Source organism: Tsukamurella pulmonis, assembly GCF_900103175.1.
GTDB classification, from domain to species: Bacteria; Actinomycetota; Actinomycetes; order Mycobacteriales; family Mycobacteriaceae; genus Tsukamurella; species Tsukamurella pulmonis.
On record NZ_FNLF01000002.1, the window covers coordinates 655677 to 668041 of the forward strand.

At 70.1% G+C, this 12365-nt stretch carries 12 protein-coding genes; 2 read left to right on the forward strand and 10 right to left on the reverse strand.

The genetic code is table 11. The features are described from left to right. Window positions 1-41: 41 nt before the first annotated feature. Genes BLQ62_RS03445 through BLQ62_RS03465 form a run of 5 tightly spaced genes read right to left on the reverse strand, consistent with a single transcriptional unit; the run spans window position 42 to window position 5593 of the window. Window positions 42-668 carry a PaaI family thioesterase gene (locus BLQ62_RS03445; protein ID WP_068536620.1) on the reverse strand — a complete coding sequence of 209 codons (627 nt, stop codon included), beginning with the start codon at window positions 666-668 and terminating at the stop codon, window positions 42-44. Window positions 669-671: 3 nt separating this feature from the next. After that, window positions 672-1844: a lipid-transfer protein gene (locus BLQ62_RS03450; RefSeq protein WP_068567281.1), complete on the reverse strand. Its 1173-nt coding sequence runs from the start codon at window positions 1842-1844 to the stop codon at window positions 672-674. Further along, a complete protein-coding gene (locus tag BLQ62_RS03455) occupies window positions 1841-2257 on the reverse strand; it encodes a MaoC family dehydratase (protein WP_068567279.1) in 417 nt (138 codons plus the stop codon). Before BLQ62_RS03455 ends, BLQ62_RS03450 begins: the two co-directional genes overlap by 4 nt. A 58-nt stretch (window positions 2258-2315) precedes the next feature. Then, window positions 2316-3302, reverse strand: coding sequence for a bifunctional MaoC family dehydratase N-terminal/OB-fold nucleic acid binding domain-containing protein (locus BLQ62_RS03460; RefSeq protein ID WP_068567277.1), 987 nt, complete (start codon window positions 3300-3302; stop codon window positions 2316-2318). Further along, window positions 3299-5593: an acyl-CoA dehydrogenase family protein gene (locus tag BLQ62_RS03465; RefSeq protein WP_068567435.1), complete on the reverse strand. Its 2295-nt coding sequence runs from the start codon at window positions 5591-5593 to the stop codon at window positions 3299-3301. Before BLQ62_RS03465 ends, BLQ62_RS03460 begins: the two co-directional genes overlap by 4 nt. 99 nt (window positions 5594-5692) lie before the next feature. On the opposite strand from BLQ62_RS03465, the gene BLQ62_RS03470 reads away from it, so the two are divergent. Together BLQ62_RS03470 and BLQ62_RS03475 are read left to right on the forward strand one after the other, a co-directional pair. Continuing rightward, window positions 5693-6562 carry a TIGR03619 family F420-dependent LLM class oxidoreductase gene (locus BLQ62_RS03470; RefSeq protein WP_068536610.1) on the forward strand — a complete coding sequence of 290 codons (870 nt, stop codon included), beginning with the start codon at window positions 5693-5695 and terminating at the stop codon, window positions 6560-6562. A 17-nt stretch (window positions 6563-6579) separates the two neighbouring features. Beyond that, window positions 6580-6996 (forward strand): nuclear transport factor 2 family protein, encoded by a 417-nt coding sequence (locus BLQ62_RS03475; RefSeq protein WP_068567275.1) that lies wholly within the window; start codon window positions 6580-6582, stop codon window positions 6994-6996. A gap of 75 nt (window positions 6997-7071) precedes the next feature. Here BLQ62_RS03475 and BLQ62_RS03480 read toward each other — a convergent pair whose 3' ends face one another. Genes BLQ62_RS03480 through kstD form a run of 5 tightly spaced genes read right to left on the reverse strand, consistent with a single transcriptional unit; the run spans window position 7072 to window position 12295 of the window. Then, window positions 7072-7929, reverse strand: a complete 858-nt coding sequence (locus BLQ62_RS03480; RefSeq protein ID WP_068567273.1) for a MaoC/PaaZ C-terminal domain-containing protein — start codon at window positions 7927-7929, stop codon at window positions 7072-7074. 47 nt (window positions 7930-7976) lie between these two features. Continuing rightward, entirely contained in the window at window positions 7977-9065 is a 1089-nt protein-coding gene (locus BLQ62_RS03485) for a ferredoxin--NADP reductase (RefSeq protein WP_068567271.1), read from the reverse strand. Continuing rightward, complete coding sequence (locus BLQ62_RS03490; protein ID WP_197467304.1) at window positions 9062-9400, reverse strand: hypothetical protein; 339 nt, start codon at window positions 9398-9400, stop codon at window positions 9062-9064. Before BLQ62_RS03490 ends, BLQ62_RS03485 begins: the two co-directional genes overlap by 4 nt. 4 nt (window positions 9401-9404) lie before the next feature. Next, entirely contained in the window at window positions 9405-10577 is a 1173-nt protein-coding gene (locus BLQ62_RS03495) for a 3-ketosteroid-9-alpha-monooxygenase, oxygenase component (RefSeq protein ID WP_068567269.1), read from the reverse strand. Further along, on the reverse strand, window positions 10574-12295 hold the full coding sequence (gene kstD / locus BLQ62_RS03500; protein ID WP_068567267.1) for a 3-oxosteroid 1-dehydrogenase: 1722 nt from the start codon (window positions 12293-12295) through the stop codon (window positions 10574-10576). The genes BLQ62_RS03495 and kstD overlap by 4 nt, the downstream gene beginning before the upstream one ends. Window positions 12296-12365 lie beyond the last annotated feature (70 nt).

The following is a 12365-nucleotide window of genomic DNA, read 5'->3' on the forward strand; positions in this document are numbered from 1 at the left end:
GGGCTGCGGCCCGCGCCGTTCTCGTTCGTTGAGGGGGAGTGTCAGGGCTGGCCGGGCAGCAACTGCACCATCAGGCCCTCGCCGTCGGCGAGGAGTGTGCCGTCCTCCTCCGTCAGGCGCGCGGTGATGAAGGTCTTGCGGCCGTCGACGCGGTCCACCTTGCCCTCGATGATCAGCGGCACGTCGAGCGGCGTCACCTTGCGGTAGTTGACGTGCAGGTACGCGGTACGGCTGATCGGCCGCTTGGCGGCGTAGACCACGTTGCCGAAGTTGTCGTCGAAGATCAGCGGCAGCACACCGCCGTGGGCCACTCCGCCGCCGCCGAGGTGGTAGCGGCGCAGCACGCCCCGCGCGACGACGGACTCCTCGTCGAACTTCTCCACGACGAACGGGGGCATGAGCAGGCTGCCGCGGCCCGGCAGCGCCATGCTGCGGTTCGCCGGCCCCTTGCCCTCCGGCGCCGCGTAGGGCGCGAGCAACTCCGTCAGCTCCGCCACCCGGTCGCGCGCCTGCGCGTACACCTCGTCGGTCGCGTCGACGCTCACCGCGAGATCCTGCAGGCGGCGCAGGTTCTCGACGAGCTCGCCGAACGAGGGCGGGGGTGTGGCGGGGCGGAAACGCGGGATCTCGCTGCGCAGGTCCACCTTGTCCGATTCCGGCTCGCTCATTCCTCAGACCTTACTCAGCACCAAACCGCTGGTCGGCACCCCGGTCCCGGCGGTGACGACGGCGCGTTCCGCCCCGGCGATCTGGTTCGCCGCGCTCCCGCGCAGCTGTCGCACCGCCTCAGCGATGCCGTTCATGCCGTGGATGTACGCCTCCCCGAGCTGGCCGCCGTGCGGGTTGAGCGGCAGGGCCCCGTCGAGCTCGCACGTCCCGGCTGCGAGGTACGACGGTGCCTCGCCCCGCCCGCAGAAGCCGAGTTCCTCGAGCTGCATGAGCACGTAGGGGGTGAAGTGGTCGTACAGCACGGCCAGGTCCATGTCCGACGGTGCCATGCCCGCCTGGGCCCACAGCTGGCTGCCGACCACGCCCATCTCGGGCAGGCCCGTGAGTCCGTCGCGGTAGTAGCTGGTCATCACGTACTGGTCGGGGCCCGCGCCCTGTGCGGCGGCGGCGATCACGGCCGGGGTCTGCTTCAGGTCGCGGGCGCGCTCGGCGCTGGTGATCACCAGCGCCACACCGCCGTCCGACTCCTGGCAGCAGTCGAGCAGGTGCAGCGGCTCGGCGACGAACCGGGAGGACTGATGTTCTTCCAGCGTGATCGGCTTGCCGTAGAACCAGGCGCGGGGATTGGTGGCGGCCCGTGCCCGGTCGAGCACCGCGACGCGGCCGAAATCCTCACTGGTGGCGCCGAAGTCGTGCATGTAGCGGCGGGCCGCCATCGCGACGGTGGCCGCCGGGGTGGCGATCCCGGCGGGGTAGTGGAAGGCGTTGTCGATGCCGTTGGTGTTCACCTGCTGGGCCGCGGCGCTCGAGACCTGACCGAAGCGGTGCCCGGAGCGCTCGTTGAAGGCGCGGTAGGCCACCACGACGTCGGCCACGCCGGTGGCGACGGCCATCGCCGCCTGCTGCACGGTGGCGGCCGCGGCGCCGCCGCCGAAGTTGATGCGGCTGAAGAACTTCAGCTCCGGGATCCGCAGCTCGCGGGCGACGGCGATCTCGGAGTTGGTGTCCATCGTGAAGGTCACCAGGCCGTCCACGTCCTGCGGGGTCAGGCCCGCGTCGTCGAGGGCGGCGCGCACGCATTCCACGGCGAGCCGCAGCTCGCTGCGGCCGGAGTCCTTGGAGAACTCGGTGGCGCCGATGCCGGCGATCGCGGCCCTGCCGCTCAGTGCGCTCATGCCGGCAGCTCCACGGTCGCCGTGCCGGAGATGTGATCCCCCAGTGCGCCCTTCGCGGTCACCGCGATGGTGACGACTGCACCGTCGATCTCCGTGACCGTGCCCGAGAAGTGCAGGGTGTCTCCGGCGTAGCAGGGCGCGCCGAGACGGATGGCGATGTTCCGCACGAAGGCCTCCGGGCCCGCCCAGTCGGTCACGTACTTCTGGACCAGCCCGTTGTCGGTGAGGATGTTGACGAAGATGTCCTTGCTACCCCGGGCGTGCGCCGCGTCGCGGTCGTGGTGCACGTCCTGGAAGTCGCGGGTGGCGATGGCCGTGGTCGCGACGAAGGTGGTGCTGGCGTGGATCGTCATGGGCGGCAGCGCCGTCCCGACGGTGATCCCGCCCGCTGTCAGTGTTGCGGGGTAGTTCATCGTGCCTCCCGGGCGGGCAGGGTCAGGTCGTCGTCATCGCGCAGCGAAGTGGGGGACGTCACCGGGCCTCCCACGCGGGCAGTGTCAGATCGTCGTCGACCCGCAGGAAAACGGCGCGCACCGGCATGCCGATCTCGACGGCGGTCGGGTCCACGTCGATCAGCTCGCCGAGCACGCGGACGCCCTCGTCGAGCTCGACGAGCGCCACCACGAAGGGCAGGCGCTTGCCGGGGACCTTCGGGTGGTGGTGCACGACGAAGCTGAAGACGGTCCCGGTACCGGGGGAGACCACGTAGTCGGGCGCGAGGGTGAGGTCGCCGCCCGGGTCCATCGGCCCAGGCGGGTGTCGCAGGGTCTCGCCCCAGCGCTGGATGCGCAGCTCGCCGATCTTCGCGCCTTCCCAGTAGAAGGACGTATCGCGCGAGATCACCGGGCGCAGTACGCCGCCGGCGTAGGCGGAGGCGTCCACGATCCGGCCGCTCGGCCCGGCGTCGGGAACGGTGGTCTCCGGTGCATCGGACGCGGGCGGGCGGAACTTGAGGATGCGGAAGACCATCTCGGCGACCACCTCGTCGCCCACGCGCCAGAGTGTGCGGGTGGTGAAGAACCAGCCCTCGCCGAGCCCGGTCTTCTTCGGTCCCACCACGTCCTCGAGGCGCGACGAGGCGGTGATCTCCTCGCCGGGCCGCACGTGCCGGTGGTAGGTCTGGTCCGAATTGGTCGCGACGACCGAGGTGAAGCCGAGCTCGTCCAGGGCCTCGGTCATGAGGCCGAGCGGGTCGTCGCCGGCGCGCTCGCCGTGCAGGCCCCGCATGGACCACACCTGCGCCATCGCGGGCGGAGCGACGGGTCCGCCGAAGCGCGACCTCGCGGCGAACTCCGGGTCCGCGTAGAGCGGGTTGGTGTCGCCGATCGCCTCGGTCCAATTGTTGATCATCGGCTGGTTCACCGGATCCCGGCCGGCGCGCGGCGTGGAATCGCCGAGCGCACGGATCCGCTCGGCTGCGGCGTGCACGGCCGCGGTGGTGTCCGTCGCGGCGGTCATCGGGGCACCCGCGGCAGTTGCAGGCCCATGAGGGCGATCAGTTCGCGCTGGATCTCGTTGACCCCGCCGCCGAAGGTCAGTACCAGGTGCCGCTTGGCCTGGATGTCGAGCCACTGCAACAGCTCCGCGGTCGCCGGGTCGGACGGGTCGCCGTGTGTCCCGACCGTCTCCTCCAGCAGTGCCGTGAGTCCCTGGATGCGGTCCGAGCCGAAGACCTTGGTGGCGGAGGCGTCAGCCACGTCGACGGGGCCACCCGCCTCGGCGGCAGCCACCTGCCAGTTCAGGAGCTCGTTGATGAGCTCCGCTGCGCGGACCCGGGCGAGCGCCCCGGCCACGTCGGGGTCGCCCAGCAGGTCCTTCTCGTGCGCCCACGCGTCGACCCGGTCGTGCAGCACGCCGATGCGGCCCGACGGACCGAGCATGACCCGCTCGTGGTTGAGCTGGGTCGTGATCAGCTTCCACCCCTCGTTCTCGGCGCCGACCAGCATGTCCACCGGCACGCGGACGTCGTTGTAGTAGGTGGCGTTCACGTGGTGCGCGCCGTCCGCGGTGATGATCGGCGTCCAGCTGTACCCGGGATCCTTGGTGTCGAGGATGAGGATCGAGATGCCCTTGTGCTTGGGGGCGTCCGGATCGGTGCGCACGGCGATCCACACGTAGTCGGCGTCGTGGCCGCCGGTGGTGAAGATCTTCTGGCCGTTCACCACGTAGTGATCGCCGTCGCGGACCGCGGTGGTGCGGATCGAGGCGAGGTCGGTGCCCGCCTCGGGCTCGGTGTAGCCGATCGCGAAATGGATCTCGCCGGAGAGGATCTTGGGCAGGAACCGCGCCTTCTGTTCCTCGGTGCCGAAGGCCTGCAGCGTGGGTCCGACGGTCTGCAGTGTGACCGAGGGCAGCTGCACATCGGCGCGGGAGGCCTCGTTCGCGAACAGGTACTGCTCGATCGGACCGAACCCCTTGCCGCCGTACTCGATCGGCCATCCGACGCCCAGCCGGTCGTCGATCCCCATGCGGCGGACAACGTCCCGGAACGCCTCGCCGTGCCGCTGCACGAGCATCTCGGCGCGTTCCTCGGGCGTCATCAGGGTCGAGAAGTAGTCGCGCAACTCGGCCTGCAGGGCACGTTGGGAGGTGGTGAGCGCCAGGAAGCGTCCCGACTCGTCGGCGTTCGTCGCATCATCGCGGTGCGCGGCCGACAGGGCGCGCACGGTCTGTGGGACGCCGCCGACGAACCGGGTCAGATCCTTGATCGTCGAGTAGAACCGGTGCAGCGGGTAGGTGACGTCGACCCCGATACCGCCGTGCAGGTGATGGCAGGTCCGCACGGCCGCCGGCGCCTCCGCCGCCAGCCAGTGCGCGGCGAGCGCGGTCGCCTCGTCCGCGGGCGAGCCGGTACCCACGCGCCACGCTGCGGACGCGGCGGCGAGGTGCAGGGTGCGGGAGGCGATGTAGACGTCGGCGATCTGCTGGGCGACGGCCTGGAAGGCGCCCAGCGGGCGCCCGAACTGCTCGCGCTTGCGCAGATGATCGACGGTGAGCGCGAGCGCCCCGGCGAGCGCACCGTCGGCGACGGCGGCCGCGCCCGACAGACCGCACTCGCGCACCGCCTGCGCGACGGTCCCGTCGGTCGAACCGCCCAGAACGGACTCGGCGGGAAGCTCCACGCCCGCCAGGTCGACGGTGCCCTCGGCCGCTCCCGTCGAGGTGGGGCTCGGGGTGACCGTGACGCCGGGCGCGGGCGCGGGCACCAGGAAGACCGCAGCGCCGTCGTCGGTGGTCGCGCTCACCAGGAGGTGGGCGGCGTGCTGTGCGTAGCCGACGGCCACCTTCCGGCCGGTGAGCGCCCAGCCACTCGCGGTGCGGACGGCGCGGGTGGACGGCGCGGTGGGCACGGCGGCGCCGACCTCGCTCAGCGCGCCGACGATGAGCTCCTCGCCGGTCAGGGCCGCGGGCAGGAGCCGGCGCCGCTGATCGTCGGTGCCGTGGACGGCGACCGGGAGGATGCCGAGCGCGAGGCCGGGCAGGACCGGGGCCGCAATCGCGAGCCGGCCGGCCTCGGTGAGCACCGCGGCCACCTCCTCCGCCCCGAGCCCGGCGCCGCCGAGATCCTCGGGTGCGGCGAGGCCGAGGAGATCGGCACGGGCGAGGTCGGCCCACGTGGCGCGCCAGGCCCCGTCGGACCGGTCGACGCCCCCGGCGGCGTCCGTGCTCTCGCGCGCGGCGGCGTGCCCGAGCACGTCGGCCGCGAGGCCGGCGACGGCCACCTGGTTCTCGTCCGGACGGAAGTCCACGCGCACTCCTGATCTCGATACCGCGTACAAACGGTGAAACGTGTTCTATTTTTAGCAAGTGGGGCGAACGCCCGCAAGCAGTTCGACGAAAGGGTGACCATGCGATTCACGTACGCCGAGGCGATGACCGACCCGTCGTACTACGTGCCGCTCGCTCAGGCGGCCGAGGAGGCCGGTTACGACAGCATGTGCGTCGCGGACAGCATCGCCTACCCGGAGGTCTCGGACTCGACCTACCCGTACACACCCGACGGGAGCCGGGAATTCCTGGATGGCAAGGAGTTCGTCGAGACCTTCGTGCTCGCTTCCGCGCTCGCCGCGTCCACGAAGACCCTCCGCTTCACGCCCTTCGTCCTGAAGCTGCCGATCCGGCCCCCGGTGCTGGTGGCGAAGCAGGCCGCGTCGCTGGCGTCTCTCAGCGGCAACCGTTTCTCGCTCGGCGTCGGGATCAGCCCGTGGCCCGAGGACTTCGAGATCATGGGCGTGCCCTTCGAGCGTCGCGGCAAGCGCATGGACGAGTGCATCGAGATCATCAAGGGCCTGAGCACCGGCGAGTACTTCGAGTACCACGGCGAGTTCTTCGACATCCCCTCCATCAAGATCGCCCCGGTGCCCACCGAGCCCCTGCCGATCCTGGTCGGCGGGCACGCGGACGCGGCCCTGCGCCGCGCCGTGCGGCTGTGCGACGGCTGGATGCACGCCGGCGGCGACGGCGAGGAGCTCGACCGGATGCTCGCCCGGATCGACGAGCTGCGTGCCGAGCACGACAAGAAGGAGTTCCAGATCCACGTGATCTCGTTGGACGCCTACACCGCGGACGGGATCAAGCGGCTCGAGGACAAGGGGGTCACCGACGTCATCGTCGGATTCCGGCTGCCGTATCAGCTGGGACCGGACACCGAGCCGCTGCAGACCAAGATCGATCACCTGCGGCGCTACGCCGACTCCGTGATCAGCAAGTTCGCCTGAACCGCAAGGAGACCGCGATGAAAGACGATCATCCCGCCGTGCTCGCCGGCCGTGCCTCGCAGGCCGCCGCCAGCGGCCGCCGCAAGCAGGAGTGGCTCGACCTGTTCGCCGATGACGGCGTGGTCGAGGATCCCGTCGGCCCCTCCGGCTTCGATCCCGAGGGCAAGGGGCACCACGGCCGCGAGGAGATCTCTGCCTTCTACGATAAGACGATCGGCGTCGCCGAGTCGCTGGAGTTCCTCTTCGGCGACGGCTTCGCCTGCGGGAACGAGGTGGCCTTCACCGGCCTGATCCGCACGGTGATCGGCGGGCACGTCATCGACGCCGAGGGCGTGTTCACCTACAAGGTGGACGTTGCCGGCAAGATCGTGGCGCTGCGCGCCTTCTGGGAGGTCGATCGCGCCATGGCGACCGCCCGCCCCGTCGACTCCTGACTTCCGAAACCGGGCGGATTCTCGGCCAGGATTCGTATCCGGCGTCCTGATCGAGAATTCGCCCGGTTTCGGTGGCTATCGCGCGGTGAACACCGCGTCCGCGAGCACGGGAGCGGACCGCTCCACCGACTCCGCGGTCACCAGATGACGCTCATCGTCGTGCCAGATCCGCACGCGCAGGGTCTCACCCGGCAGCATGATGCCGGCGAACTTCGCCGACCAGGAGCCGACGCGGGAGGCGTCGCCGTCGAGCACCGCGTCGGTCACGGCCTTGGCGACGACGCCGTAGGTGCACAGGCCGTGCAGGATCGGTGCGTCGAATCCGGCGGCCTTCGCGAACGCGGGGTCCGAGTGCAGCGGGTTCCGGTCGCCGCACAGTCGGTAGAGCAGCGCCTGCTGGGGCAGCGTCGGCACGTCCACGGTGACATCGGCGTCCCGGTCCGGCAGCTCGATCCGCTCCGACGGCCCCCGCTCGCCGCCGAATCCGCCCTCGCCACGGGCGAAGATCGACGAGCGGGCGGTCCACAGCGGGTCTCCGGCGCCGTCGACCACCTCGGTCTCCTGCCAGATGACGGCGGCCTTGCCCTTGTCGTGGACGTCGCTGATCCGGGTGCGCGCGACCGCGGTCCCGGAGGCGGGCAGCGGGCGGTGCGCGGTGACCGACTGGCTGCCGTGCACCACCTTGGCCAGGTCGATCTCGACGCCGGGGAAGGAGACCTTCGGCGGCTCGGTGGCGTGGAAGTTCTGCGCCACGGTGGCGAACGTCGGCAGCACCACGGTGTCCTGCTCGGTGGCGTAGCGCAGTTCGCGGCCCGAGAGCGGGTCGGCACCGGCGCCGAGCGCCAGCTGGTAGAGCAGCACGTCAGAGGCGCTCCAGGAGAACTCGGCGGTGCCGAGCTCGGCACCGATCGCGACCGACGGGTCGATGGGCATGGGACTCCCTCAGCAGTGGGCCGTCGTGGGACGGAATGGTCGACGGGCTATTCGTAGGTGATGTGCACGGCGGGTGTGCGGCGCAGCGACTGGCACGCCAGGATGAGCCCGTCATCGAGGTCCTCCTGATCGAGCACCTCGTTGTGCGCGAGCTCGACCTCGCCCTCGACGAGGCGGCACGCGCACGCGCTGCACGCGCCCTCGCGGCACGAGTAGGGAGCGTCGATACCCGCCTCGAGCATCACGTCCAACAACTTCTTCTCCGCGGGCCACGCGAGTTCGGTGGTCTTCCCGTCCAGTTCGACGGTCACGGTGCCCCCGTCGTCGGCGGGTGCGGGGGCGTCGGCGGTGTCGGCGGGCAGATCCTCCGCCTCGGCGATCGCGGCCTTCTCCTCAGCCTCCTCCTGCGCGGCCTCCACCTCGAAGGGGTTGCGCGGCAGGGAGCGGAACTTCTCGATGTGCACCTCGCGGCGGCCCTTGCCGAGTGAGGTCATCGCCTCTGAAACGGCGTCCATGAACGGTCCCGGACCGCAGACGAACACCTCGCGCGAGGCGAACGGTGCCGCCAGCGCGGCGAGGTTCGCAGCACTGGGCAGGCCCTGTACCGACTCGAGCCAGTGCACCACGACGAACCGCTCCGGGTACTTCCGCGTGAGCTCGGCGAGAGCCGAGGCGAAGATCACCGACTGCGCATCGCGATTGGCGTAGATCAGCGCGACGGACCCGGTGCCGGTCTCCAGCACCGAGCGCAGGATCGACAGGATGGGCGTGACGCCGCTGCCACCCGCGAAGAGCAGCATGTCCACATCGACGGACTTCGGCGTGAAGATGCCCGCGGGCACCAGCACGTCGACCTCCATGCCCGGGGTGGCGTTGTCGCACAACCAGTTCGACGCGTAGCCGTCGGCGGTTCGCTTGACCGCCACCCGCAGCGGGCCGCCGTCGTGCGGTGCGCTGCACAGCGAGTAGCACCGCGCGACGGACCCGGTCTGTTCACTCGGCACCCGGAGGGTGAGGAACTGGCCGGGCTTGTAGGTGAACGACGACGCGAGCTCGGCGGGCACCTCGAACTCGATGGAGTGCGCGTCGTGCGTCTCCGCGACCACCTTGGCGACGAGCAGTCGGTGGATGCTCACTGGTTCTGATTCTCCTGGTCGGTGTCCGGCGCGGCGGCGTCCGTGGGGACGGGCACCTCGCCGAGTTTGGCGGCGCGCGTGATCGATTCCATCAATCGCGGGCAGGTGGCGCGCAGTGCGGATCCGGCCCCGTCGGCGGCGAAGACCGCGCACTCGCGTGCGGAACCGCACCACTGGATCGAGGTCTGCTCACGACTGTTCTTGCGGACCTGCACCGCGACGCCACAGGTGCCGCAGTTGAGCGGGGTGAAGCCGTCGGTGAGGAAGCCCTCCCGGTCGGCCACCGTCGCCGGTTGGGTGACCGGCTCGCCGAACATCGTCACCGTGGGGGACATGGGATCAGGCCCCTGCCCCGGACGCGTCGGCGGAGGTCTTCTCGGACTCCTGGCGCGCGATGTTCTGCGCGACCTCGGCCTCCCACGCCTCGACGGCGTGGGTGGTGTCGATCTCGAACTCGAAGCGCTGCGTCATGTCCTCGGAGACATCCGCCGCGTCCACGTAGAACTGCTCGTACCACCGGCGCAGCTGGTAGACGGGGCCGTCCTCCTCGCACAGCAGCGGATTGTCGATGCGGGTCTTGTTCTTCCAGATCTCGACGTCCTGCAGGAAGCCCAGTCCCACGTTCTTGGCGAACTTGCCGGCGAGGTAGTCGGACTTCTCGTCGTCGAAGCCGGGCAGCTTCTTGACCTTGACGCCGTACATGAGCTTGAACGAGTGCTGATCGATCGGGTAGTGGCAGTTGATCAGGATGTTCTCGATCTGGAAGCCCTTGTAGTCGTTGTGCAGGTAGTTGATCATGTACGACGGCCCGAAGTAGTGCGCCTCGGACTTGAGCAGGACGTCGTCGCCGCCGGAGAGCCCGATGTCGGTGACGTCGTTGCGGCCCTTGGTGTCCAGGTACTGCGAGGCGATGTGCCCATCGAAGACGTTCTTGAAGTACGTGGGCAGGCCGTAGTGGATGTAGAAGAAGTGCGGCATGTCGACCACGTTGTCGACGATCTCGCGGCAGTTGCTGCCCTCGATGATGATCTCGTTCCACACCCAGTTCGACCACTCGGGTCCGTCGACGTCACCGTCGATCTTCGGGATGTCCAGCTCCGCAGGCGGCTTGGAGTTCTCCACGTCGTGCCAGACGAAGAGCTGGTCGTTCTCGATCATGGTGGGCCAGGTGCGGGTGCGGGCCCGCAGCGGCACGCGCTTGGCGTACGGGATGGCCTTGCACTTGCCGTCGCCGCCCCAGCGCCAGTCGTGGAAGGGACAGGCGATCTCGTTGCCCTTGACGGTGCCCTGGGTCAGGTCGCCGCCCATGTGCCGGCAGTACCCGTCGAGCACGTTGACCTTGCCGTCCTCGCCGGCGAAGACCACGAGCTTGGTGCCGAAAGCCTCGACGGCGTGCGGCTTCCCGTCCGCGAAGCCCTTCAACAGGCCCAGGCAGTGCCAGCCGCGGGCGTAGCGGGTGGGGGCGGTGCCGCTGTCGATGAGGCGGGCTGTCGCCTCGGTCTCGGTGCTCATGCGATCTCCTCTTCCGCGCGGGCGGGGGCTGCCGCCGCAGGGGCTGTGTCCTGACGGGCCATGTCCTCGACGGCGAGGTAGGCGAAGACCATGGCGGGTCCGATGGTGGCGCCCGGGCCGGCGTAGGTGTGACCCATGACGGGCGAGCTGGTGTTGCCGGCGGCGTAGAGGCCTTCGATGGCACTGCCGTCGGCGCGCTGGACCCGACCCGCGACGTCGGTGCGCAGGCCTCCCTTCGTACCCAGATCGCCGGGAACCATACGGGCAGCGTAGAACGGCCCGGTGCTCAATTCGGCGAGACTGGCGTTCGGCTTGTTCCGGGGATCGCCGTAGTAGCGGTCGTAGGCGCTCTCGCCGCGGTGGAAGTCCTCGTCCCGCCCGGCACGGGCGAAGCCGTTGAACTTCTCGACGGTGGCGGTCAGGGTCTCCGCGGGCACGTCCATCTTCGCGGCCAGCTCGGCCAGGGTGTTCGCGCGGACCATGCAGCCGGATTCGTACCAGCGCTTGGGCAGCGGCTGGCGCGGCGGCTGGCCGGCGAACATGTACCGGTTGCGGTAGCGCTGGTCGAAGACCAGCCAGCACGGCACGTTCTCGCCCGGGCCCTCGCCCTGGCCGTGCTCGCCGCCGTACATGGCGTGCACGGCCTCGACGTACGGCGCGGACTCGTTGACGAAGCGCTCACCCGCGGTGTTGACCATGACGCTGCCGGGCAGCGAGCGCTCCGACAGGGCGAACCAGGCCATCTTCGGCAGCTGGATGGACGGGCCCCACCAGGCGTCGTCCATGAACTCGAGGGCGCCGCCCACCGCCTCGCCCGCGCGGATCGCGTCGCCGGTGTTGGCCGGTACGCCGTTGGTCCATTCGGTGCCGATCGGCTGACGCTGGTACTGCGCGCGCATCTCGGCGCTGGACTCGAAGCCGCCGGCCGCGAGGATCACGCCCCGACGGGCGGTGAGCGACAGGCGCTCACCGTCGCGCTCGACGGCGACGCCCGTGACCCGGCCGTCCTCCTGGGTGAGTTCGACGAGGGAGGTGTTGAGCCACAGCGGAACACCGGCCCGTTGCAGTCCGACGCGCAGTGCCGCGATGAGCGCCTGGCCGCGTCCGAGCAGGTGCTTGCCGCGAACTCGGGCGCCGTAGTAACGGCCGGCCACCCGGAGCGCGCGCAGGGGCCCCTTGGGGTGACGCATGATCAGGTTGAGCCACTTGAAGTCGGCCTGCGTGACCACGAGGTTCATCGGGGCCTTGGTGTAGTCCGGCTCGAGGTTGCGCAGCTCCTCGCCCAACTGCTTGCCGTCGAAGGGCTTCGGCTCGCAGGAGCGGCCGTGTGCCCGTCCGCCCGGGGCCTCCGGGTAGTAGTCGGAGTAGCCGGGAACCCAGGTGAGCTGCAGTGGGCTCATCCGGTGCACCATCGAGATGACCTCGGGGCCGCGGTCGATGTAGGTGTCGATCCGTTCGGCCGGCACCACGTCGCCGATGATGGAGTGCAGGTACTTGCGCGCCTCGTCCGGGGTGTCCTTGATCCCGGCCTTGACGAGCGCCTCGTTGCCGGGCACCCAGACGCCGCCGCCGGATCGGGCCGTGGATCCGCCGTAGTGCGCCGCCTTCTCCACGACCAGGACGCTGAGCCCGGTGTCCGCCGCCTTGAGCGCGGCGGTCATGCCCGCTGCGCCGCTCCCCACCACGATCACGTCGTATTCGGTGGTCTCCGCCGTCATCGACTCTCCTCGCTGATGAAACAAGTTCTCTAGCTTCACCTGCGCCGATGGGCAGCAGGTACGCGCTACA